At 49.1% G+C, this 24986-nt stretch carries 23 protein-coding genes and 2 tRNA genes; 3 read left to right on the top strand and 22 right to left on the bottom strand.

What is annotated here, in order from left to right; translation table 11 throughout:
• Positions 1-4: 4 nt before the first annotated feature.
• The 14 genes from atpD to HFE64_01915 all read right to left on the bottom strand — a co-directional run bounded on the left by atpD (position 5) and on the right by HFE64_01915 (position 11187).
• The gene (atpD, locus tag HFE64_01980; GenBank protein MCI8632237.1) at positions 5-1387 is read right to left on the bottom strand and encodes a F0F1 ATP synthase subunit beta; all 1383 of its coding nucleotides are present in this window, start codon (positions 1385-1387) and stop codon (positions 5-7) included.
• A 12-nt stretch (positions 1388-1399) separates the two neighbouring features.
• Positions 1400-2266, bottom strand: coding sequence for an ATP synthase F1 subunit gamma (atpG, locus tag HFE64_01975; GenBank protein MCI8632236.1), 867 nt, complete (start codon positions 2264-2266; stop codon positions 1400-1402).
• Between the two features lie 30 nt (positions 2267-2296).
• Entirely contained in the window at positions 2297-3808 is a 1512-nt protein-coding gene (locus tag HFE64_01970) for a F0F1 ATP synthase subunit alpha (GenBank protein MCI8632235.1), read from the bottom strand.
• The gene (locus tag HFE64_01965) at positions 3805-4365 is read right to left on the bottom strand and encodes a F0F1 ATP synthase subunit delta (GenBank protein ID MCI8632234.1); all 561 of its coding nucleotides are present in this window, start codon (positions 4363-4365) and stop codon (positions 3805-3807) included. Before HFE64_01965 ends, HFE64_01970 begins: the two co-directional genes overlap by 4 nt.
• On the bottom strand, positions 4353-4895 hold the full coding sequence (atpF, locus tag HFE64_01960) for a F0F1 ATP synthase subunit B (protein ID MCI8632233.1): 543 nt from the start codon (positions 4893-4895) through the stop codon (positions 4353-4355). Before atpF ends, HFE64_01965 begins: the two co-directional genes overlap by 13 nt.
• 20 nt (positions 4896-4915) lie before the next feature.
• Positions 4916-5206 carry an ATP synthase F0 subunit C gene (atpE, locus tag HFE64_01955; GenBank protein MCI8632232.1) on the bottom strand — a complete coding sequence of 97 codons (291 nt, stop codon included), beginning with the start codon at positions 5204-5206 and terminating at the stop codon, positions 4916-4918.
• A gap of 201 nt (positions 5207-5407) precedes the next feature.
• Positions 5408-6181 carry a F0F1 ATP synthase subunit A gene (gene atpB, locus HFE64_01950; protein MCI8632231.1) on the bottom strand — a complete coding sequence of 258 codons (774 nt, stop codon included), beginning with the start codon at positions 6179-6181 and terminating at the stop codon, positions 5408-5410.
• A 46-nt stretch (positions 6182-6227) separates the two neighbouring features.
• Positions 6228-6851, bottom strand: coding sequence for a hypothetical protein (locus HFE64_01945; protein ID MCI8632230.1), 624 nt, complete (start codon positions 6849-6851; stop codon positions 6228-6230).
• On the bottom strand, positions 6823-7095 hold the full coding sequence (locus HFE64_01940; GenBank protein MCI8632229.1) for an AtpZ/AtpI family protein: 273 nt from the start codon (positions 7093-7095) through the stop codon (positions 6823-6825). The genes HFE64_01945 and HFE64_01940 overlap by 29 nt, the downstream gene beginning before the upstream one ends.
• 129 nt (positions 7096-7224) lie before the next feature.
• Complete coding sequence (gene feoB / locus HFE64_01935; GenBank protein MCI8632228.1) at positions 7225-9243, bottom strand: ferrous iron transport protein B; 2019 nt, start codon at positions 9241-9243, stop codon at positions 7225-7227.
• Positions 9240-9476, bottom strand: coding sequence for a ferrous iron transport protein A (locus HFE64_01930; GenBank protein MCI8632227.1), 237 nt, complete (start codon positions 9474-9476; stop codon positions 9240-9242). The genes feoB and HFE64_01930 overlap by 4 nt, the downstream gene beginning before the upstream one ends.
• Positions 9477-9730: 254 nt before the next feature.
• Entirely contained in the window at positions 9731-10564 is an 834-nt protein-coding gene (locus HFE64_01925; protein MCI8632226.1) for an Mrp/NBP35 family ATP-binding protein, read from the bottom strand.
• Positions 10565-11041: 477 nt separating this feature from the next.
• A tRNA-Cys gene (locus tag HFE64_01920) sits at positions 11042-11112 on the bottom strand.
• Between the two features lie 3 nt (positions 11113-11115).
• Positions 11116-11187 (bottom strand) — tRNA-Glu (locus tag HFE64_01915).
• A gap of 157 nt (positions 11188-11344) precedes the next feature.
• On the opposite strand from HFE64_01915, the gene pepT reads away from it, so the two are divergent.
• Positions 11345-12571: a peptidase T gene (pepT, locus tag HFE64_01910; GenBank protein ID MCI8632225.1), complete on the top strand. Its 1227-nt coding sequence runs from the start codon at positions 11345-11347 to the stop codon at positions 12569-12571.
• 66 nt (positions 12572-12637) lie between these two features.
• On the opposite strand, the gene HFE64_01905 is transcribed toward pepT, so the two are convergent.
• From HFE64_01905 to HFE64_01870, 8 genes are all read right to left on the bottom strand, one after another.
• On the bottom strand, positions 12638-13456 hold the full coding sequence (locus tag HFE64_01905; GenBank protein ID MCI8632224.1) for an RNA methyltransferase: 819 nt from the start codon (positions 13454-13456) through the stop codon (positions 12638-12640).
• Between the two features lie 49 nt (positions 13457-13505).
• Positions 13506-13766, bottom strand: a complete 261-nt coding sequence (locus tag HFE64_01900) for a 30S ribosomal protein S18 (GenBank protein MCI8632223.1) — start codon at positions 13764-13766, stop codon at positions 13506-13508.
• Positions 13767-13783: 17 nt separating this feature from the next.
• Positions 13784-14281, bottom strand: coding sequence for a single-stranded DNA-binding protein (locus tag HFE64_01895; GenBank protein ID MCI8632222.1), 498 nt, complete (start codon positions 14279-14281; stop codon positions 13784-13786).
• A 26-nt stretch (positions 14282-14307) separates the two neighbouring features.
• Positions 14308-14598 carry a 30S ribosomal protein S6 gene (rpsF, locus tag HFE64_01890; GenBank protein MCI8632221.1) on the bottom strand — a complete coding sequence of 97 codons (291 nt, stop codon included), beginning with the start codon at positions 14596-14598 and terminating at the stop codon, positions 14308-14310.
• Positions 14599-14815: 217 nt separating this feature from the next.
• Complete coding sequence (locus tag HFE64_01885; protein ID MCI8632220.1) at positions 14816-16747, bottom strand: DUF4838 domain-containing protein; 1932 nt, start codon at positions 16745-16747, stop codon at positions 14816-14818.
• The gene (gene aroB, locus HFE64_01880) at positions 16744-17835 is read right to left on the bottom strand and encodes a 3-dehydroquinate synthase (protein MCI8632219.1); all 1092 of its coding nucleotides are present in this window, start codon (positions 17833-17835) and stop codon (positions 16744-16746) included. The genes HFE64_01885 and aroB overlap by 4 nt, the downstream gene beginning before the upstream one ends.
• Positions 17836-17911: 76 nt before the next feature.
• Positions 17912-18913, bottom strand: coding sequence for a 6-phosphofructokinase (locus HFE64_01875; GenBank protein MCI8632218.1), 1002 nt, complete (start codon positions 18911-18913; stop codon positions 17912-17914).
• Between the two features lie 118 nt (positions 18914-19031).
• Positions 19032-22619: a DNA polymerase III subunit alpha gene (locus HFE64_01870; protein ID MCI8632217.1), complete on the bottom strand. Its 3588-nt coding sequence runs from the start codon at positions 22617-22619 to the stop codon at positions 19032-19034.
• A 710-nt stretch (positions 22620-23329) separates the two neighbouring features.
• Here HFE64_01870 and HFE64_01865 point away from each other — a divergent pair.
• Both HFE64_01865 and HFE64_01860 read left to right on the top strand, forming a co-directional pair.
• Positions 23330-23971, top strand: coding sequence for a hypothetical protein (locus tag HFE64_01865; protein MCI8632216.1), 642 nt, complete (start codon positions 23330-23332; stop codon positions 23969-23971).
• 120 nt (positions 23972-24091) lie between these two features.
• Entirely contained in the window at positions 24092-24967 is an 876-nt protein-coding gene (locus HFE64_01860) for an AraC family transcriptional regulator (GenBank protein MCI8632215.1), read from the top strand.
• Positions 24968-24986 lie beyond the last annotated feature (19 nt).

The following is a 24986-nucleotide window of genomic DNA, read 5'->3' as shown; positions in this document are numbered from 1 at the left end:
AGGCTCATCCCTTCGCTTTTTTCACAACTTCATCGATCGTACCTGCCATCAGGAACGCACTTTCCGGAATATCATCATGCTTTCCTTCCAAAATCTCACGGAAGCCTCGGATCGTTTCAGACAGCGGCACATACACGCCGGCCTGTCCCGTAAAGTTCTCCGCTACATGGAAGGGCTGCGACAGAAAACGCTGCACCTTTCTGGCACGGCTTACTGTTAGCTTATCCTCTTCTGAAAGCTCATCCATACCCAAAATGGCAATGATATCCTGCAGCTCATTATAGCGCTGTAAAATGGCCTGTACACTGCGGGCCGTCTCATAATGCTGTTCACCGATCACCTTTGGATCCAAAATTCTGGAAGTAGAAGTCAGCGGATCCACAGCCGGATAGATTCCCAGCTCTGCAATAGAACGGGAAAGTGCCGTCGTTGCATCCAAATGAGCAAAGGTCGTTGCCGGCGCCGGATCTGTAAAGTCATCGGCCGGCACATATACAGCCTGAATGGAAGTAACTGACCCATTTTTAGTTGAGGTAATCCGCTCCTGCAGCGCTCCTACCTCGTTCGCCAATGTCGGCTGATATCCTACTGCTGACGGCATACGGCCCAAGAGCGCGGACACCTCGGAGCCTGCCTGAATAAAACGGAAAATATTATCAATGAATAAAAGCACATCCTGTCCGCTCTGATCACGAAAATACTCTGCCATTGTCAGACCTGTCAGTCCTACGCGCATACGTGCTCCCGGCGGCTCGTTCATCTGTCCGAATACCAGCGTTGTTTTATCTAATACGCCAGATTCCTTCATTTCATAATATAAATCATTTCCCTCACGGGTTCTTTCTCCTACGCCTGTAAACACAGAAAATCCTCCGTGCTCCGTGGCAATATTACGGATCAGCTCCATGATGAGCACCGTCTTGCCTACGCCGGCTCCACCGAACAGACCGATTTTTCCGCCCTTAGAATACGGACACAGAAGATCGACAACCTTGATTCCTGTCTCTAAAATCTCGGTTTCTGTCGATTGCTCCACAAATTCCGGAGCCTTGCGATGGATTGACCAGCGCTCCACATCCCCTGCTACCGGCTTTCCGTCGATCGGCTCTCCTGTTACATTAAAGAGTCTGCCCAGCGTTGCTGTGCCAACCGGCACCGTAATGGGGCGTCCGGTATCGATCGCTTCCATGCCGCGCTGCAACCCATCGGTAGAGCCCATGGAGATACAGCGAACTACATCATCACCGGGGTGCTGCGCCACTTCGGCAATCAGCTTGGTCCCATCCGGTTTAGGAATTTCGATCGCATGATACAGCGCCGGCAAATGCTCCGGACTGAACTGGATATCCAGCACTGCACCAATAATCTGCAAAATTTTACCGTGCATATTGGTTTTCTCCTATTCTAACGCCGCAGCGCCATTGATAATTTCCGTCAGCTCCTGCGTAATATGTCCTTGTCTGGCCCGGTTATACTGGAGCGTTAAACGGTCGATGATATCCCCTGCATTGTCCGTAGCGGCATCCATAGCGGTCATACGCGCTCCCTGCTCGCTGGCAGCCGCTTCTGCTAACGCGCCATGCAGTACACCGGAGATATATAACGGCATAATCCTCGCCATTACCTCCTCTGCTCCCGGCTCATAATTCATAGAGACCAGATCTTCCTCTGCCTGAAAATCCTCTCGATTAAGAGGAAACAGCTGCATAAGCTGCGGAATCTGGGTCAACGTATTCTGAAAGGCTGTATAGGCAACGCGCACGCCGCTTACCTTGCCTTCCGTATAAAGCCCCATCACATAGCGGGAGATCCGATTGATCTCTGCCATCTGCGGCGCTTCTCCATCCTGATCAAAATGAGCATCCACCCGATATCCTCTGCGCTCAAAATATTCTTTTCCGCGCTTACCAATCGTAATGATCAGAGCCTGCTCTTTATCTGTGATTTCATTCTCCAGCAGGCGGCAAATATTTGCATTATACCCTCCTGCCAGTCCGCGATCAGACGTGATCAGCACATAAGCCATCGGCATATTTTCGGCGCCAGCCGGTGCTGAAAAGCCTGCCAGTGCACTCACATCCTCCGTAGATGCCTGCAAGATGGAACACACCGTCTGATAGACTCTTTTAAAGTATGGACGTCCCTCTTCGGCAATGCCGCGGATCTTTTGAAGCTTGGCCGTGGATACCAGCTTCATTGCTCTGGTGATTTGCTGCGTTCCGGAAATACTGCGAATCCGGAGCTGAATCTCTCTGGTATTAGCCATGCTTACCTCCTTCTGTTTTTATGATGCATCTCATCCTTTTAAAAACTGATTTCGATAAGCCTCTATGGCCTGCTGCAGCTCCTGTTCCGTTTCCGGAGTGAGCACCTTTTCTTTCACAATACTCTGACCAATGCGTGGATACTGCTCATCACAATACGCCCGCAGGCCCTTTTCAAACTCCAGAATCTGCTCAACCGGCACCTCTTCCAAATATCGTTTGGTCATGGCATACAACGTGATGACCTGATGCTCGACCGACATCGGCTGATACTGCGGCTGCTTAAGCACTTCTACAATCCGCTTACCATGCTCCAGACGGCTCAGCGTATCCTGATCCAGTTCAGAGCCAAACTGAGAAAATGACTCTAGCTCGCGGTACTGCGCCAGCTCAACACGCAGCGAGCCGGACACCTTTTTCATCGCTTTAATCTGCGCCGCGCCGCCTACACGAGAAACGGAGAGTCCTGCATTGATTGCCGGACGCACACCCTGATTGAAAAGCTGCGTCTCCAAATAAATCTGTCCATCCGTGATGGAAATGACATTGGTCGGAATATAAGCAGATACATCACCGGCCTGCGTCTCAATAATCGGCAGGGCTGTCAGAGAACCGCCTCCCAGCTCATCACTCAATTTTGAGGCTCTTTCCAGCAGCCGGGAATGCAGATAGAACACATCACCCGGATACGCTTCACGTCCCGGCGGACGCTTTAACAGCAGGGACATTGCACGATAGGCCACCGCATGCTTGGATAAATCATCATAGACTACCAAAACATCCTTGCCGGCCTCCATCCATTCTTCGCCGATGGCGCATCCGCTGTAAGGCGCCAGATACTGCAGCGGCGCCAGCTCGCTGGCGGTAGCTGCTACCACGGTGGTATAGTCCATGGCTCCGTGCTCTTCCAGATTTTTCACCAGCTGCGCAACGGTACTGGCCTTCTGACCAATCGCCACATAAATACAGAGCACATCTTTTCCTCGTTGATTGATGATCGCATCCAGTGCAATCGCCGTCTTGCCTGTTTGCCTATCGCCAATGATCAGCTCGCGCTGACCGCGCCCAATCGGTACCATAGAATCAATTGCCTTGATACCTGTCTGCAAAGGCGTATCTACAGATTTTCTTTCCAATACGCCATGGGCGACACGTTCTACCGGTCTGGTCTTATCCGTCAAAATCGGACCCTTGCCGTCAATCGGCTGTCCCAGTGCATTGACAACACGCCCGATCATACTATCGCCGACCGGCACTTCTGCCACACGACCCGTACGCTTTACCAGATCTCCTTCTTTAATATTACTGTCATCGCCGAGCAGTACGGCGCCGACATTATCTTCCTCTAAATTAAGCACCATCCCCATGATGCCGCCAGGCAGTTCAAGCAACTCGCCGGCCATGGCATTGGCAAGGCCAAAAATACGTGCAATTCCATCGCCGACTTCCAAAATCGTGCCGACTTCATCCATCGTGGCCTGATTGCTGTAGTCTTCGATCTCTTTGCGTATAATGGCGCTAATCTCTTCTGGTCGTAAACTCACCTTGCTACCTCCTGACTAATCTTCTTTTGAAGTAAGTCCTTTTTCATATTTTGAAGCTTTGTGCGAAGAGAATTATCAAAAACCTGATCACCGACTCGTACTACAAGCCCGCCGATTAACTCAGGACTGACCTCTGCATGCAGGATCACCTGCCGCTTAAGCGCCTTTTCCAGCGCTGTCCGAATCTGACTTTCATCCTCCTGCGTTAGTGCAGCCGCGCTTTTCACACTGACCTCGGCCACTCTTGTTTCTTCCTGATAAAGCCTTTGGTATTCCTTCAAAATCTCAGGCAGATATAGGATCCGCCCCTTATCAACCAATAAATATAAAAGCCCCAGCATAGGCTCCGAAACGCTGCCATCTGCAATCGCTTTAAGCACCTGCTTCTTCTCTTCCTTTGGCATATTGGGAAGCAGCAGCATATTCTCCAATTGGGGCTGACTTTCAAAAGTCTGCTTAACCCAGCTTACATCAGCCTGCATGGCCTCCAGATTTTTCTGGTCCTGAGCCAGATCAAACAGCGCCTTTGCATATCGCTTTGCGATTATTGACGCCAATCTGCCTCCTCCATTTCCTTTACAGCCTGATCCAGAAGACGTTTTTGATCCTCCGGCGTAGTAGAATGCTGCATCAGCTTTTCTGCCATAGCCGATGCAAGCTGCACCGTTTCCTGCTTCAGCTCATCTCTCATTTTATCGCGCTCCTGCGTAATATCACGCTGCGCTCTTTCCCTGATCCGATTCGCCTCGCCATGCGCCTGCTCTACGATCGCCGCCTCTTTTTGTAATGCATCTTTATGTGTCTTTGCCAGGATGTCCTCACGTTCCTTCATAACTCCGCCCAGCTTTGCCTCATATTCTTCTTTCAAAAGCTGCGCTTCTTTTTTCTGCGTCTCTGCACTGTCGATATTGCTCTGAATTGCCTCCCGGCGCTTCTGCAATATATTCAAAACCGGCTTAAACACCAGTTTGCCCAGCACAAAAAACATGATCAGAATCATGATCGCATGAAAAAGCATCTGCAAAGGCAAGGCCTCAAAGTCGATGATATACGAATCCTCCACCGCCAGCCATATGGTTTGAAGCATTCTGATTTCCTCCAAACGTCTTATTTAAACAAATTCATATATTTTGATACCAGCGGATTCGCAAATACCAGCATGATGGCAATAAACAAGCTGTAAATACCGGTGGTTTCCGCAACAGCAGCACCCATCAGCATCGTTCTGGTGATCGTACCGGCAGCACCAGGCTGACGAGACACACCCTCTGCTCCTTTACCAGCGGCAAAACCCTGACCAATACCAGGTCCCAGACCTGCGATCATTGCAATACCCGCACCGATTGCAGAACATCCCAAAATCAACGCTGCGCCCTGTTCCAAACTATACTCTGCCATATTATTTATCCTCCTTGTTTTTTAGCCGGCAGCGCCGGCAACATAACATATATTCTTTCAAGGCCGCATGGCCCCAAAATTCTAATAAATCATAACTGCAAGAAGCGTCAGCTTCCAACTTCAATACCACAAGAAGCGTTAGCTTCCAGTTTCAATACTGCAAGAAGCACCAGCTTCTTGTTAAGTTCGGCTTTGCCGAACTTATTCCATAGCACCGCTCACATAGATCATGCTGAGCATGACAAAAATATAGCTCTGCAGCACACCGGCAAACAAATCAAAATAGAAATGAAGCGGTGGGGTAAATACATAGGCTATATAAGGAAGCAGCGCATAAATGAGTCCCATGATGATCGTACCGGCCAGCAGATTGCCCATCAAACGAAAGCTGAGCGAGACCGGATTGGCTACCTCACCGATCAGGTTGATAGGTGTTAATAAGGCAACTGGCTCTGTAAGCGCCTTCAGCCACCCCTTGACGCCCTTCGCCTTGATGGCAAAGCCCTGCGTCATAAAGAACGTAATGAGCGCCATGCTCAGCGTAACAGCAAGATCGGCTGTCGGCGGACGCATAAAGCTGATGGTAATTCCTCCTGTGCCGTTGGGTACGAACCATACCAGCATGCCGGCCAGATTGCATATCAAAATATAAAACATAAAGCAGCCATAAAAAGAAGTAAAGCCAGCATTCTGCTTTCCCATTGTATCAATGGTATTTTTATGCAGGAACTCAACTGCCATCTCCAGCAGATTCATAAAGCCCTTCGGCGGTTTTAACGGATCTACCTTCTTCAGTTTAAAATGAACAATGACGGCAAAGATGATCAAAAAAATACAAATCCACATGGCGTACCATAAAGAATTGGTAAAAGCAAACTCTAAATTACCAATCTGAATTCGTTTTAATACATGGATATTAAAATCCATCTCCTCTTCGCCGGCCGCTGCCAGCCAAAGCAATCTGTTAAGATTCATTCTTTCCTCCTACTATCATGCCTTGCAATGATGTAACATTATGATTTTACTGCGGATCCTCTTGATCAAAAAGAGAAAGCTGGCCATCAGCCTCTTCCGGCTCTGCCGGCGGCTCCTCTGTTTTTGAAATCACATCGGGCTGCTTTTTCAGCACGCCCTGCCGCAGCTCGTATTTTAATTTTTTTCCGGCTTTACGATGATAGGTCTGCCAGCGATCCCACTCTTCGTCTTCGCTGTCCTCTTCCTCCTCCCATTCTACAATGGGATACTCCTCTTCCGGCCTGAATTTCTTATCCAAAATCCCCTGAATATAGGTGGCCGCTTTGAGCGAGATCATGGCCAGAACGGTGCTGATTGGATTCAGCCACGAAAGGATTGCTGAAGCTGCCAGCACAGCTGCTGATAAAAAATAGCGCAAAATATATTGAGCCTTCGCATATCGGGAGGCTCTTTTCGCGTCCATTTGAACAGACTTTTCTATGGAGCTTTGCATCATTCGCAGTCTGATCAGGGTAAAACCGCCGCCTAAAAGGCAGCCTAGGCCCCAAGGCAAAGGATCTGCAAAAAATATACCTACTCCGAAAATCAGCAGACAGATCACCAGAATTTTCCAAGCCAATTGCCAAAACAGAGAAAGCTTATCATCGAACATGATTTTGATCTCCTTCATCAAATCCGCGGCGCTGCTGCTCTTTTTGACTCATCCGCACCTGTGCAATTGACCACATATAAAGATTTCTGAGACCGCCGGCAATCCCAAGCAAAATGAAAATAACCATTAGAATTCCACCGGTATCCCATTTGCTTTCCAGCCATTTTCCCAGCAAAGTGCATAGAACGATCGGAATCAAAATCAGATAACTGAGCTGTAAAAAAGAAGCAAGTCCCTTCCAGACTCTTCGGTCTTGTCCCACGTAAGCCCTCCTAACAAGACACATCGCCTTCGTATATATCCTACAGAATTTATTTTAGCATAACTCTGTTTCTTATGCAACACTTCCACTTAAAACTCTTTGACAACCTTATAACAAATCCTTTTCTTCTCAAAGTGCCAGCAAGACACCGGCCACAAAATACACCAAAAGTGCAGCCAAATACGCGACTGCCGTCTGATAAACAGCGTTTCCAATTGCGCCTTTCCATGACCCCATCTCCCGTTTAGAGGCAGCAAAAGCGGCCACACAGGGCATATACAAAATGGTAAACGTTAAAAACGAAAGCGAACTTGTTGTTGTAAACATCTCCGACAAAATCAGCGAAAGCTGAGCATCATTTGCCGCCCCTGTCAATACTGACATCGTGCTTACCACAGATTCTTTAGCGGTAAAGCCTGTGATGATAGCCGTTGCCGCGCGCCAATCACTAAATCCAATCGGCTTGAAAACAGGCGCAATGAAACTGCCAACAGAAGCTAGGATACTGTTAGCGCCGTCCTCTACATACTGCAGCGACCAATTAAAGCTCTGCAGCAGCCAAATGACAATCGACGCCACAAAGATAATCGTAAATGCCTTGCGCAAAAAATCCTTAGCCTTTTGCCACATATGCAGCACAACGCTCCTCGGGCTCGGGAAACGATATGCCGGCAGCTCCATCACAAACGGAACGGAATCGCCCTTATAAATGGTATTTTTCAGAAGAAGCCCCGAGAGCACCATAACCACAATGCCCAGCACATACACACCGATCATCACCAGAGCTGCTGCATGCGGAAAGAAAGCCGCCGTGATCATACCATAAATAGGCAGCTTAGCACTGCAGGACATAAACGGCGTAAGCAAAATCGTCATCTTTCTGTCGCGGTCACTCGAAAGCGTCCGCGTAGCCATGATTGCCGGCACGCTGCATCCAAAGCCGATCAGCATAGGCACAAAGGAACGGCCCGAAAGCCCAATCTTTCTCAACAGCTTATCCATTACAAAAGCCACTCTGGCCATATATCCGCTGTCCTCTAAAAGGGAAAGGAAGAAAAAGAGCAGCACAATAATCGGCAAAAAGGAAAGCACGCTTCCTACACCGACAAAAATCCCATTCACAATCAGCGATTGCAGCCATGGCTGCACCTGCAAAGAAACAAGGCCCTTTTCCACCATATCGGTAACTGCGTCGATGCCCATTCCGAGCCAGTCCTGCAGCGGTGCCCCCAAAAAATCAAACGTAAGCCAAAAGATCAACAGCATCACGCCCAGAAAAATCGGGATTCCCAGAACTCTATGCGTCAGCAAGCGATCCATTTTTTCCGAACGTACCTGCTCCCTCGTCTCTCCCTGCTTATGCACGCAGGCTTGACAGACCGTTTCAATATAGCTATAGCGCATATCTGCCAGCGCTGCTTCGCGGTCGGTCCCCAGCTTTTCCTCCATGTTCTGCACCACATGCTCAATAATGTGCTTTTCATTCTCGGTCAGCTCCAAAAGTGCCATCGTCGGCATATCCCATTCGATCATCTTGGTAGCCGCATAGCGGCGAGGCAGACCTTTTTGCATCGCCTTTTCCTCAATAATATGCGCGATTGAATGCACAGCCACATGGACTTCTCCATGGCAGAAGTCCATTTTTTCCGGCTTCTGATGGTTTTTAGCCACATCCAGTGCCTGATGCACCAGCTCCGAAATCCCTTCATTCTTTGCGGCAGAGATCGGAATTACCGGCACGCCGAGCTGTTCTGCCAGTTGCTTTATTTTTATGCTGTTGCCGCTGGCCCGGACCTCATCCATCATATTAAGTGCAATCACCATCGGAACCTCCAGCTCCATCAGCTGCAGACTTAAATACAAATTGCGCTCAATATTGGTCGCATCAATGATATTGATAATAGCATCCGGATGCTGCTGAATAATAAAATCACGCGTTACCACTTCCTCCGAGGTATACGGCGAAAGCGAATAGATTCCCGGCAGATCCACTACATAGGCATCTTTGTGATTCTTTAGCTGCCCTTCCTTTTTCTCGACTGTAACACCCGGAAAATTTCCTACATGCTGATTGCTTCCGGTTAAACAATTAAACAGTGTTGTCTTGCCGCAGTTCTGATTTCCTGCCAGTGCAAACAAATAACTCATCGGCTCGAAAGCTCCTCCTTCAGCGTAATTTTGGCCGCGTCCTCCTTGCGGATACTCAGCAAATACCCCCGTAGCGACAGCTCAATCGGGTCTCCCATCGGCGCCATTTTCTTAACAGCTACCCTTGTCCCCGGTGTCAGCCCCATATCCAGCAGCCGGCGGCGCAGCGCTCCTTCTCCGCCTACAGCCGCAATCATCCCGGATTGACCGGGCTTTAATGTATCTAATGTCATCATACTCTCCGTTCCGAAGCACTTTAATGCTGAGGGCACGGCGCAAATATCAAATTTGCACCTGTAATAGAAGCTATTTGCGGCGCTTCGGCACAAATAACCGTGTGAAAACCCCTCTTAGTTAACATATGCTAACTAAAAAAGATTTTATGATCTATAGCCGCTTTTGTCAAGGAATAATTCATAAAATACAAGGAGAGGCACTTCACTGTAAAGTACCTCTCCTGAGCGTTTTCTTTAGTTTAAATGAATCCTTATTCTTTATTAGGCATTGCCTTTACTGCTTCTATGACCTCATCCAGCCAGTTGCCGTTTACGGTTTCTACCGCGCCATGATCTACTGCCTCAGCAATTGTAGGATCGATCGGCAGACGCCCAAGCACCTTCAGGCCATTTCTCTGCGCGATATCCTCCACATGGCTCTCGCCGAATACGGAAATTTTCTTTCCGCAGTCAGGACACTCCAGATAGCTCATATTCTCTACAATACCGATAATCGGCACATTCATCATAGCCGCCATCTTTACCGCTTTGGTGACAATCATAGAAACCAGATCCTGCGGAGATGTGACAATCACAATACCATCGATCGGCAGCGACTGAAATACGGTCAGCGGTACATCACCGGTTCCTGGCGGCATATCCACTACCAGACAGTCGATATCCTCCCATACGACATCTGTCCAGAACTGTTTTACAGTACCTGCAATCACAGGGCCGCGCCAAATAACCGGGTCCGTTTCTCCATTCAGCAGCAGGTTAATACTCATAATATCGACTCCGCCCTGACTCTTAACGGGAATCAGGCCGTCATCATTTGCCGTTGCTCTGCTGCGGATTCCAAAAGCTCTGGGAATCGACGGACCTGTGATATCAGCATCCATAATGCCGGTATGCACTCCCTGCTTCTGCAGGCCGCTCGCCAAAAGACTGGCGACTAATGACTTGCCTACCCCGCCCTTGCCGCTGACAACGCCAATCACCTTTTTAACATTGCTTTTTGGATTAGGCGCTTCTAAAAAGCTTTTCGGATCCCGTGACTCGCAGTTAGCGCTGCAGCTGGAACAATCATGATTGCAATTTTCAATCGCTTCACTCATTTGATACACTCCCATCGTTTTATTATTATGCTGTAACAATTGTAATTTTTTTATACAGGCTTTCATCGCCGAATTGATTATAGACCTTTTTTCCTATTTTGTCCAGCCCCTGCCTCCTGCTGCGTAATTCAGTAATTCACTGCTACCAACCCGCTCAGATTGAGCCTTGAACGTATCTTGCTCTTCCTGTAACCCGTTGTCATGATGCTTTGTTCTGCATTTTAACGGAGAAAATCAAACTTTTCCCCGTTAAAATGCAGAGTACTTTTAATTTATAACTGGGTAAAACACACAATTTAGCCCGTTATCATTGCCTTAAAAGCATCCCCTTAACTGATCTTTGTACGTTATATTCTCCGAATCTCTCTTCTCAAAACTCCCCTCAAGCCCATACACAGCAGCGAGCCGCAGCATATAAATAAAAATCCTCTCCGTATACATCCAATATACAGAGAGGACAATAAGAGGTGCCACCCAGATTTGAACTGGGGATAGAGGTGTTGCAGACCTTTGCCTTACCACTTGGCTATGGCACCAGATGACCCGTGGGAGAATCGAACTCCCGTTACCGCCGTGAAAGGGCGATGTCTTAACCGCTTGACCAACGGGCCGCAAACGCTCCTAACGAAGCGGACTTTAGTATAGCATACGCCTCAACCCACTGTCAAGTGCTAATTCCAAAAAAATTACTTCTCTCTTCTTAAGTAGACAACCTCCGCGCTTTGTGATAGTATACAAAATATCAAACTACTTTTAGGAGGTTCTACCATGCACGTTTCTAAACGGTTTTTACAATATGTCCGCATCGATACTACATCCGATCCGGATTCCGCTACTTTTCCAAGCACTCCCGACAAACAGCTGCCCTTCGCCGATTCACTGGTCGAAGAGATGAAGTCCATCGGCATCACCGATGCCTGCCGCGATGAATACGGCTATGTCATGGGCACCATTCCCTCCACGATCGAAAACTACACCGGCCCCATTCTGGGCTTTGTCGCTCATATGGACACCTCCTGCGATGCTCCCGGCGCCAATATCCAGCCCCGCATCATCGAAGCCTACGACGGCAGGGATATTGTCCTAAACACCGAAAAAAACATCGTCATGCGCACATCCGAATTTGAAAATTTAGCCGCTTATCAGGGTAAAAGCCTCATCGTTACCGACGGCATCACCCTCTTAGGCGCCGATGATAAAGCCGGCATAGCCGAAATCATGACGGCGGCTGAAGCTCTGATCCAGAATCCGCAGATCCTGCATGGCCCCATTCGGATCGGCTTTACTCCTGACGAAGAGGTCGGTCAGGGCGTAGCCCATTTTGACGTTCAGAAATTCGGCGCTGACTATGCATACACCTTGGACGGCGGTACACTCGGCGAATTAGAATATGAAAACTTCAATGCCGCTTCTGCCGTAGTTGAAATCACCGGCCTCAGCATCCACCCCGGCTCCGCCAAAAATAAAATGCTCAATGCCGCGCTCATCGGCATGGAATTTCAAAGCATGCTGCCAACCTTTGAACGCCCGGAATACACCGAAAACCGCGAAGGCTTTACGCATTTAATTAGCATCAGCGGCAGTGTCGAGCATGCCACGCTCAAATACATCATCCGCGATCATGATACTGTATTATATGAAAAGAAAAAAGCTTTCATGCAAAGCATTGCTGATTTTCTCAATCACAAATACGGCGAAGGTACGATCTGCCTTACCATAAAGGATTCCTATTTTAATATGAAAGAGCAGATTGAGCCGCATATGGTCTTAATTGATCATGTCATCAAGGTGTATGAGGAGCTGGGTATTCAGCCCCACATCCAGCCCATCCGCGGTGGCACTGACGGCGCTCGGCTTTCCTTTATGGGCCTTCCCTGCCCTAATCTTGGTACCGGCAGTCAAAACTGCCATGGTCATTTCGAATTTGCCTGTATCGAAGACATGGAGACCAGTGTTCAGGTCGTCATAAAGCTGGCAGAGCTTTTCGCCAAATAAACCTGCATCATTTAAAAAAAGGGGCTGTTTTCATACAGCCCCTTTTTCTGCCATGTTTTACAGCTTCTAGCCCTGCAGCCGCTGGCGCACCGTCTCATACATCAGAATTCCGGCGGCCATCGCCGCGTTGAGTGATTCTGCCCTGCCCAGCATCGGAATCTTGACCAGATCATCTGCCTGCTCGGTTGCCCGTACAGATAGCCCTGCTCCTTCGTTGCCGATCATAATGGCTACCGGCCCTGTCAGATCCTGTTCAAAATGATAGCTGGCTGCCTTTAAATGCGCTCCCAGAAGCTTCACCTGATGCGCATGCAGCAGTGCTCCTGCTTCTTCAATCGTCTCTACCGCACAGACCGGTATGTGCAGCAGCGACCCCATCGCTGCGCGCACAACCTTAGCATTATAAATATCCACAGTTCCTTTTGTATATAAAACCCCGGCAGCTCCCGCACTGTCCGCTGTACGCAAAATAGTTCCCAGATTTCCCGGATCCTGCAGGTTTTCCAGTACTACGTAAAGGGGCGCCGCCTCTGCGCCTGAGAACAACTCCTCTGGTTTAACAGTTTTTCTCTTCACAACTGCCAGCACTCCCTGCGGAGACTGTGTATCCGCAAGATCTGACAGCAGAGCAGACGGCAGCACATACACAGTGCTGCTCTCCGGAAGAGTCTCTTTCAATACACTAAAAAAGGCATCCTCCTGCAGGCGCTCCTGTGAAACCCACAGACTCTCTATTTTCCATTCCGGAGACAATAAAAGCTCCTCTACAGCTCGTACCCCTTCGACAATAAATACATTGGCTTTTTTAGCTTCCCGGCTGCTCTGATAGCGCATGATCTGTTTATACATGCTGTTTTGAGCACTCACAACTTCTCTTATTTTCATCTCAATATTAAAAAAGGAATGACCCTGCGTCATTCCTTTCTTTCCTTTTTTATTCTCCTACGTAAGGCATCAGAGCCAAATGTCTGGCGCGCTTGATGGCAATCGTCAGATCACGCTGATGCTCGGCGCAGGTACCCGTGATACGACGAGGAAGGATCTTTCCTCTCTCGGAAACGTATCTTCTTAATTTAGCAACATCCTTGTAGTTAATCTGCTCTGCTGCATTGCCACAGAAATTGCAGACCTTTTTTCTACGTCTCATGCCGCCATTTCTCTTCTTCTGGGGTGCGGTATTCTCAGGCATCGTCATTACCTCCTTATGCTTAATTAGAAGGGTAGGTCTTCATCGCCTTCGATCTCATTATCGATCGGCATAAATCCATCCGGCTGCTGATAGGCAGGTGCCTGCTGCTGAGGTGCATTTTGATACCCTCGGCCTCCAGCCGGCGCAAAATCAGAGTTTCCGCCGCCGTAGCTATCCTGAGAAGAACGACCCTCAAAAGAGGCCTTGCTCTCTGCAAAATGCTGTTCCGTTACGACTACGTCGGTACTCCATCTCTTATTGCCGTCTTTATCGGTGTAGCTGCTGATCCGCAGCTCACCTACAACGGCGACCATCATACCCTTTTTAAAATACTTACCGGCAAACTCACCGCGATTGCCAAACGCAACCACATTGATAAAATCTGCGTCGGGCTCGCCATCTCGCTTATAAGAACGATTTACAGCTAGGCTGTAACGGCACACGGCCGTTCCTTGTGCGCCCTGGCTGTAACGAACCTCCGGCTCTCTTGTCAGTCTGCCCATCAAAATTACTTTGTTCATCACAAAACCCCTTTCGGTTGTGCTACTTATTCGCCTTCTCTAACGATCAGGTAACGGAGCACGGTTTCGTTCATAAGACGCAGATTCTTTTCCAGCTCAATCGGCATAGCAGATTCTGCATCCACTTTGATGAAGTAATAGTATCCTTCGCTTTGTTTGCGGATTTCGTAAGCCAGCTTACGCTTGCCCCATTCATCCACATCCGTAACGACTCCATCATACTTGGCAATGTAGCCTTTTACCTGCTCTAATACAGCAGCTCTTTCTTCATCGCTTAAGGTAGAAGAAATCACAACTGCAACCTCGTACTTGTTCATCGTGTACACCTCCTTTTGGTCTATGGCCCTCTTCTGATCCGTCCCTTTGGCGCATCAGTACAAGAGCAAGGATTTAATCCAGAAGCAAATTATAGCACATTCTCATCTATTAATCAAGAAATATTTTTACTTCATTACAAAATGAAGTACAGCGGCCTATAGTCCTCTACTTATAGTATCGTACTTTTTTAGCCCAAATCCCACCGTCGCCATAAAATTATTTTTTAGGCAGCAGCCGCGTCTTTAAAACATTGCACATATTCTGGACATCCAGCACCTTTTGCACCGCCAGCTCATTGCAGTTCAACAGATCAAAAAGCTGCTCCGCCTCTTTTGCACATGCTTCTGTCTCTCCTTTTTCCAGAAGCAGCAAACAAGAGGCCGCCGCGCTCACATAAGCGCTATGAAACTGCAATAGCTCCCACTCCTTATGACACTCTCCGGCCTTCTTGAGATTTCGCTCGATCACCGGCTGAAAGGCTGTCACCGCCTCCTGCAGCGCGGCATAATCCTGACACAGGGGGCCCAATGAATGACCGCCAAAAGCAGGGCCGTCATATGCCAGCATAAGCTCTGAAAGCTCTCCCAGATAGCAGTGAACTAATGCACCGTCCTCTCCAAAGGCTGCCTGATAATACGCAAGAGCCTGCTCTTCAAAATCAGCCTGTTCATTCCACAGGGCAGCCGCCATCATCACAAAGGGCAGCGCCGTAGGAAAGAAGCACCGCTGCACCTGGCAGCTCATCATCCCTTCAAGCCCAACCTTATGCAGATCCTTCATATCCTGAAATACATTTTTCGCACACTTTTCGTACCCCGGATCCAGCACATGCGCCCACATCATATGATAATCATAATCAAAGCTATCGCCCGCAAATTTCTTCTGCCAGCGCCGCAAATGCTCCAAATTCTGCTCCAGCGACTGCGGCATCGCCAGCTGATTGCGCTGATACTCCGGAATCTCTCCCTCAAAGCGCAGACATTCCCCATAGCACTGCCCATAGCGGCGCGTAATGGGTGCAAACATCAAAATAAACCGTTCAGGATATTCTAGCCTTTCCTCTGCCGGCTCCCACAGCAGATCCACATAAATCAAGAAAACAACCCGTGTAGACACGCCCTCCTCCGTCATTCGGGCGTCCAGCTCATTCAGCATCCGGATATACCAATCCGACGGCCGTTTTTTCCTGCATTCCTCACATTCGCAGTGATTGTTAGACCCATCTGCCAGCCAAAAATGCAGCGTGTCCACATGCGGATTTTCCTTGCAATAGCGCGTGATGGCCTCCACCATCCTGCCGCGCACCTGCGGATTCGAATAGCACAGATTCGTATTCAGCGGCACATTGCCCCAAAGCTCCCGCTTGCCGTTTACCTGCGCCAGATACTGCTTTGTTTCCTCTGTGATATCATATTTACGATTCGTATCCCATGAGGTTCCGTCGATGCCAAACGGCTCGCAGGTCCATCCATGCCCCGTTTTATGATAATTAAGGCTGCGCCGGGCAATTTCCCCCTCCAGGCTGGTCACCATAGCTGCCACATCCTGCCGCGTCAGCTCCTCCTTTTCCAAATACGGATTGCTCTCATGCCAATACCAGCGCTCAAAAAAGGTTGCCGGCACTAGAAACTGAATAAAATACTCATTCATCCCCACCTTCGGCAGATAGTCAATCATATCCAGAATATTTTCATACGTATCCGCCCCCTCGATGCAGACACCGCGATGACGATAGCTGGCCGCTTCCTGCACATGCACCGTCAAATTTCGCGCCTCGCGCGCAGGGATTCGTTCGCCTTCTTCCCCCGGGCGCACAAATTCACAGCCCAGCTCCCGCAAAAAGCGATAAGCCGCCAGCAGCACGCTGCGATCATTCGAGCCGGTGATGTAGCCCTCTCCGTCTTCCACATCAATAGCAATCGCATCATCCAGCGCCGAATCCTTCACCTGCGGCACATGGGCTGCCAGCGCCTCGTCCCGGCCTATCCAGATGATATGTGCAAAATCCTGCTCCATCCGCTCTGTCTGCAGCACATCCACATAAAGCTCGGGATCCATCTTTTTCAGATACTTCGCGATCTCCTGCACTGCAAAGCTGATAGTCCTCTCACTGCCGATCTGTCCAAGCCGCACTCTTCGATACGTCATAGCCTGTCTCCTTTCATCGCCTCTATGATTTCTTTTTCTGAAACCGCCGCCCCGAAAATCACCTCTCCCGGCTGCGTCGGTAACACAAACTGAATCTGCCCCTGCCGCACCTTTTTATCCATTCTCATCAGGCGCAGCACCTCCTCCGCCTCCAGCGCAGCTGGCAAATCGACGGGGAGCCCCAGCTCTTCCAGAATCGTCCGTTGTCGGATGGCCCATTCTCTGCTGCAGATGCCTTTTTGGCAGGCCAGCCTAGCGGCAAAGACCATGCCGATTGCCACACACTCTCCATGGATCAAATCAAACTTGCTTCCCACTTCAACTGCATGCCCCATTGTGTGCCCGTAATTTAAAATCTGCCGCAGTCCTTTTTCCTGATCATCCCGCGATACCACGTCGTTTTTAACCGCACAGTTTTTTTCAAACAGCTGCTCGAGCACGGCTGCATCGCGTTTCAAAATAAGCTCCTTATGCGCCTGCACAAAATCCAGTATCGAAAGATCTTTAATAAACCCATGCTTGACCAGTTCTGCCAGCCCTGCCCGATAATTTCGCTCATCAAGCGTTGTCAGCGTCTTCATGTCCATATAGACCTGCGCCGGATGATGGAAGGCGCCGATCAGATTCTTTCCATACGGCGTATCCACACCGGTTTTGCCGCCGATGCTGGAATCCGCCATCGCCAAGGTTGTCGTTGGGATCTGAATCACCGGTACGCCGCGCATATAGGTGGCCGCCACATATCCGGCAACATCGCCGACAACACCGCCGCCCAGCGCCAATACCGCCGTGTCGCGGCCAAAGCCGCGCTCCAGCAGCTGGTTCTCCAGCAGCTCCTTTGTCTCTCTCGTCTTATATGCCTCTCCTGCCGGAAACACAAATTTTTCGGCCGCAAGGCCTTCGTTTTCTAAGGCAGATAGCAATGCGCCGGCCCAAAGCGGTCCTACCACGGAATCTGTGATGACGGCATATCGCGTGGCCAAAGGAGATTTCCGCAGCTGCTCTGCCAGCTCTGTAAATAAATCATGCCCGATCAGCAGCTGATATGCTGCCGGTTTGACCTGTACCTGTACTTTAATTTCTTTCATGTGGGATCCCTTCTTTATAAAAAGCAAAAAAGGAGCGATGCGCTGCATTGCATCCTCCTTTCTTATAAATCTTCAATTAGTTATAGGTGGAAATTCGGCTGTTGACATCCGCAATGTCCAGCGAGGGCTTACGCTCCATGGCCAATGCCTCGTCAATATCATAATCCACATATTCGCCATCTCGATAAGCCACCACGCGGTTGTTTGCGCCGGCTACCAAGAGGTCAACTGCATAGGCTCCCATCATGGACGCATGCTTGACGTCGAGCGCCGTGGGAGCTCCGCCTCGCTGCACATGCCCCAGCACGGTCGCACGGGACTCAATGCCGGTGATCCGTTCGATCTCTTTTGCCAGCTCCTGGCTATGTCCGACGCCTTCGGCAACCACGATGATGTTATGATTCTTGCCGCGTGCACGGTTTTCTTTGATGACCTTCAAAATATACTCTATGTTGGCGGACTCCGGACGCTCCGGAATCAAAATGGCATCCGCACCGCCGCACAGACCAGCCCAAAGCGCAATCTCACCGCAGTGGCGTCCCATCACCTCGATAACGGAACAGCGCTCATGAGAAGCAGAGGTATCGCGCAGACGGATCACAGCCTCCAGCGCAATATTGACAGCACTGTCAAAGCCAATTGTATATTCCGTACAGGCAATGTCACGGTCAATCGTTCCGGGTACGCCTACTACATTGATTCCATATTTAGAAAGCTTCTGCGCGCCCTTCCACGAACCGTCGCCGCCGATCACGACCAAACCGTCGATGCCATGCTCCTTCGCTTTATCCGCAGCCGCCTTATGCGCTGCCGCCGCCTTATCCGGATCCGGATCGATAAATTCCAGGCAGCGCGCCGTATACAAGATCGTACCGCCTTTATTGATGATATTGCCCACGCTAGCCGCGGTCATATCTACGATATCTCCATTCAAAAGGCCGCTATAGCCTTTCATGATCCCCTTTACTTTTAACCCTTTATTTAAGGCGCTTCTTACGACTGCACGGATACACGGATTCATCCCCTGTGCATCACCGCCGCTCGTCATAACAGCAATGGTGCGAATTTCTTTCGCCATTCTTTTGATCTCCCTTCTTTTTCGCAACTTTGCGCCAGTATAATTTTATATTTCTTTAATTTTACTCCATCTTGGCCTGAATTTCAAGTAGTAATTATACTTTTACCGGCGCAGCGCCTCATAATACAACATTGGCATCTCCCAGCAGCTGCCGCAGACGCAGAAGCGTCCCTTCGGATGCCGCCGTATTATATTGACTTGGCGCTCTCATTCTCAGCTGCTCGGCCGTTAAGAAGATCCGCACCTCATATCCCCCCGGGTCGGCCGTCAGCAGATTGCACACCTGAGCCTGCTTGGCTTCCCACTCCTCTTTAGAAGCAAATCTGAGCCATAACAAAGAAGGTTTTTGCGCCGGCGGCGCCTGCTTTGGTGCTGCAGCCTGCACTCCCTCCGCGGCAGACCTGCGGTAACGCCCCGGTGTCTGATGGATCTCATCCGCCTTTTCAAACGGTGCGATATAATCGCAGATCAGCTTGCTGTCTTCTTCCTCCTCCAGACTCACCTTACCTTTAACGAAGATCTTGCTATCCTCCTGCAAAAGATGCCGGTACTGCTCATACCGATTGGGAAAAATCAAAACCTCCACGCTGCCATACAAGTCTTCTACCGTGATAAAGGCCATCATTTTATTGTTTTTCGTTGATTTGACCGTTTTATCCATAATCAGGCCGCCGATCACAACCTCCTGCCCATCGATGAGCCGGCTCTGCTGATCGTCATATCCGCCCTCTTCATCCTCTTCCTTATGCTGAAAATCCGAAGCAAAATGCGTAATATGACTGCGCCACAGCTCTTCATCACTGGCCAGCGGGTGCCCCGTCAGATAGATCCCCAGCACCTCTTTTTCATACGAAAGCCGCAGGCCATCCGGAAACGGCGGAATATTCGGCAGCGGATCCCTCGTCTCTTCTGCCGCTTCCTCCTCGCCGCCCATGCCAAACAAGTCCATCTGCCCGCTCAGCATATTCTTCTTCCACTGCACGGCCGCATTCATAATCAATGGATATGCCTGCATATACTGGCTGCGCTCAGCGCCAAACGAATCGAAGGCTCCCGCCTTGATCAGGTTTTCCATCGCTCGTTTATTCAAATCCAGCTCCTGCATCCGCCGGCAAAAATCAGTCAAGCTCTTAAAGGGACCATTTTGCGTTCTCTCCTCAACCATCCGGTCGATCAGCGTTTTGCCCACATTTTTAATAGAAGAAAGGCCATAGCGCACCTTTTTGACGCCCCCGCTCAGCGATACCGAGAAGCCGCTGTAGCCCTCGTTGATATCCGGCGGCAGCAGCTCAACTCCCATATTTTTGAGGCTCTGGATATAGCTGATCACCTTTCCGGGATGTTCTATCACGGATGTCAATATGGATGCCATAAACTCTATTGGATAATGATACCGCAGCCACGCCGTCTGATACGCCACCACTGCATAGGCAGCTGCATGAGACTTATTAAACGCATACTTAGCAAAGTCCGTCATTTCGTCAAAGATCGTCTCCGCTACCTGCTGCGGAATTCCTCTGCTAATACACCCCTCTACATTTTCCTCTGGATTTCCGAATACAAAATTCTGACGCTCCTTGGCCATCACATCTGCCTTTTTCTTAGACATCGCCCGCCGCACCAGATCGCTACGCCCCATCGTATAGCCGGCAAGATCCCGCACAATCTGCATCACCTGCTCCTGATATACAATGCAGCCATAGGTCGTATTGAGAATAGGCTCCAGAAGCGGCGTCTGATACTGAATCGCACTGGGGTCCTTTTTCCCCGCCAGATATTTAGGGATAAAATCCATCGGTCCCGGACGGTACAAAGAGATTCCGGCAATGATATCTTCCAGATTTTCCGGCTTCAGCTCGCGCATAAATGAAGTCATCCCGCCGCTCTCCAGCTGAAAAACGCCGTCCGTCTTTCCAGCGCCGATCATCTGATATACCTCGCTGTCCTCCATATCGATCGCATCGATATCAATCTTCTTATGTTCGGTAGCCTCGATCATATCCACGGCATCCTGAATCACCGTCAGCGTACGGAGCCCCAAGAAGTCCATCTTAAGAAGCCCCAGCTCCTCCAGCGTATTCATCGTATACTGCGTCGTCACATTGCCGTCGTTGGCGCTCAGCGGTACATATTCCATAGTGGCCGTGCGCGAAATAAGCACCCCTGCCGCATGCGTTGAGGTATGGCGCGGAAGCCCCTCCAGCCTGCGCGACATATCGATCAGCTTCCGGATCGTCTCGTCCTCTTCATAGGCCTCTCTCAGCTCCGGATTCTTCTCAAGCGCCCCATCGATCGTCATATGCAGCTCATTCGGGATCATTTTAGCAATTCGGTCTGCCTCGCTATACGGCAGGTCCATCGCTCGCCCCACATCGCGGATGACCAGCCGCGCTGCCATCGTACCAAAGGTGACGATCTGCGCCACCTGCTCTTTTCCGTATTTTTCTACCACATAATCAATCACTTCCTGCCTTCTGCGGTAGCAAAAATCGGTATCGATATCCGGCATGCTCACCCGCTCAGGGTTCAGCAGCCGCTCAAAAATCAGATTATATTTCAGCGGATCCACGCTCGTAATATATAAGCAATAGGCCACCACGCTGCCAACGCCTGACCCCCGGCCTGGCCCGACCTTGATGCCGCGCTGACGCGCAAAATAGATAAAGTCCCATACAATTAAGAAATAATCCACAAAGCCCATGCTTTCAATTACGCTCAGCTCATACTCCATCCGCTGACGAATCTCCTGCTCCTTTTCCGGCTGTGCATTTTCTCCCTTAAGATAGCGCTCCTGCAGTCCTTCTTCGCAAAGCTTGCGCAGATATGCGCTCGCCGTATATCCCTCGGGCACCTCATATATGGGCAGCTTACGCTCATGAAAACGAATTTCTACCTGACACCGATCCGCAATCTTCTGCGTATTGGCAATGGCCTCCGGCGCATAGGGAAAAAGCGCCGCCATTTCCTCCGCGCTTTTTAAATAATAATCCCCTTCATACCGCAGGCGGTCCGTATCCTGAACCTTTTTAGCAGTCTGAATGCATAAAAGAATATCATGTGCTTCCTTATCCTCCTGATAGGTATAATGCACATCATTTGTAGCAACCAGCGGCAGATCCAGCTCCTTGCTCATTCGCAGCAGTCCCTGATTGACCTGCGTCTGAGAGGGAATTCCATGATCCTGCAGTTCCAGATAAAAATGTTCCGGTCCAAACAATTCTTTATATTTTTGCGCAACCTCTTTGGCTTTTTCATAGGATATATTCAAAAGCGGCCTTGCCACAACGCCTGCCAGACATGCGCTCAGCGCAATCAGCCCCTCATGATATTCTTTAAGCAGCTCAAAGTCAATACGCGGCTTGTAGTAAAACCCCTCTAAAAACCCTTTTGAAACTAGCGCCATTAAGTTGCGATACCCCTGTTCATTTTCAGCCAGCAGCACCAAATGATCGTACTTGGCATCGCTGCGATCCTCCTTCTGAAAACGGCTGCCCTGCGCCACATAGACCTCACAGCCTAACACAGGATGAATCCCCTCTTCTTTACAGGCCTTATAAAAATCGATCACGCCATACATAACGCCATGATCCGTAATGGCAAGGCTGTTCATCCCCAGTGCTTTTGCCTGTTTTACAATCTCTTTGATCTTTGAAGAGCCGTCCAGCAGACTATACTCCGTATGTACATGTAAATGAACAAAAGGAATGACTTCCATTTGATTTCTCCTTCTTCTTCTCATCCATCGCGACTTCGCATTAACAATATATTTATTATACTTCATGGCGCTATGCAAAATCAAGGCTTCTGTCGCTGCCCGAATATAAACGTTTGTTTTTGGATTCTTGCCTCAGATATGAAAAGCAACCTGCTTTCGCCGGGTATAGTTATATGATCGGTGGCTGCGTCAGGTGTGGTTGAATAAGTGACAGTGACTGCGCTAGGTATGGCTGAATAAGTGACAGTGACTGCGCTAGATGTGGCTGAAATCGAAAATATAGCTGAATTTTTTCAGCTATTTTGATCTCTTCCGCTATGTCTAGATGAATTTCTTCAGCCATGGAACCTTTCAGAAGCCGTCCGTAACGGAGAATTTTTCACCATTGTTCACTTTTTCCACCATGCATAGCTGAATTTTTTCAGCTAATTTCAATATTTACGCCACACGTAGCTGAATCTATAATATAATACAAACACAGGACGACTGCAAAAATCCCGCAGGGATTTCTTGCCAAGTTCAGTGAGGAACGAGCTGAACTTGTGGTATAATAAGCACAGCCAGATATATTTTGGTTATTCAAGCATTTGTGCTGCGCTCCAAGTTTGCCAGAGGCAAACTTGCGATGTCGTCATGGTATAATACAGGCGGCAAAAACTCATAATAAACCCGAGGAAGGTAATGATACTTTGAATAAAAAAATGCTAATAAAAAGATGGAGCATGATGCTGATCGGGAACCTGCTGATCGGCATATGCGTTGGTCTATACCGCGTAAGCGAGCTGGGCGTGGATGCCTTCACCTGTATGAATCTGGGCATCAGTCAATTTTTGCATATGTCCTTTGGCACCTGGCAGCTGATTATGAACACAATCATTCTTATTGTCATATTTTTCAAGGCACGCCGCTGCATCGGTGCGGGCACAATCATCAATATGGTGGGCGTAGGATATATGGCTGATTTTATTTATTGGCTCGCGCATGATGTCCTGCAGCTTTCCATGACGCTGCCGCTGCAAATCGCTGCCATTCTCCTCGGCAGTCTTTTTATCGGACTAGGCGTAGCCCTCTACATGACAGCAGATATGGGCATTTCCCCCTATGACAGTGTCCCCCTCATGATCCAAAATGCAAGTCACGGCCGCCTGTCCTTTCGTCTTGCCCGCATGATCAGCGATATTACCGTCGTCATCATTGGCATCCTATTCTGCCTGCTTGCCGGAGGCAATTTATGGATGATCGTCGGGATCGGAACGATCTGCAATGCACTGTTAAACGGACCACTGATTCAATTTTTCAAGACCCGCGTCGCCCTGCCGCTCCTTGGCAAAACCGAGGACTAAATGACTTTTATTCCGTGTTTTCCGCTAAGATTGATAAAAAGTAATGATACTGATTTTGCCCCTAAAAAATCAGTCGTGCAGCATGCCCATTTGATACACTATGAGCGGGAGGTGAAACAGATGAATATGTTGAAGCAACTAAACGCAGCCATTGATTATATTGAGGCTAATTTGTGCGCAGAATTAGATTTTAATACGGCAGCCGAAATCGCATGCATTACCACAGACAGCTTTATTCGTTTTTTCAGCTATATGACTGGTATGACGCTGACCGAGTATATAAGACGCAGACGTCTGACTCTTGCAGCACAGGAGCTGCGCTATGGAAAAATGCCTGTCATTGACATTGCTATAAAATACGGATACGACAGTGCAACCGCCTTTTCACGAGCCTTTGCGAAGCAGCATGGCATTACACCATCAGCGTATCGCAGAAACGGCGGCTCCCTCAAGATATATTCACCTGCTTCCTTTCACATTATCATCAAAGGAGCAAAGGAAATGAATTTCAGAATGATTGAGTTAAATGACATCGAGGTTTACGGCATCTCAAAGCAGTATGAAAATCAAGGATATAAGACACGGGAGGAACTGCGTCACTCTATGTGGTCAGATACTTGCGATGATGTTCCCGCTCAGCTATGCGAAGGACGCTGGAACCAAAAAGGAAACATAGCTTATGATGGAACATGGTACGGCGTATGGCAAGACGGCAAATACATGATCGCACGAGAGAAACCGGATGTTAAGACAGATAAACTGGAGATGGTTAAAATTCCTGCCGGTACCTACGCTGCTTTTACAACAGAGTGCGGAACACTGGCGTGGGAAGAATTTCCGAAATTATTTGAACTGATATATGATTCGTGGCTTCCTACCTCAGAATATAAGCTAAAATCTGATCTCGCAATCGAAGTTTTGCATCTTTGGACTGACTATAATATGAGAAAAGAAAACAGGTATTACGAGGTATGGATTCCCGTGGAATTGAAATGAATTTCATCCATTTCCGCCG

The organism is Lachnospiraceae bacterium, from assembly GCA_022794035.1.
In the GTDB taxonomy this organism is placed as follows: domain Bacteria; phylum Bacillota; class Clostridia; order Lachnospirales; family Bianqueaceae; genus CALWPV01.
The sequence above is the reverse complement of the archived record's forward strand: the minus strand, read 5'-3'. Positions and strand labels throughout refer to the sequence as shown.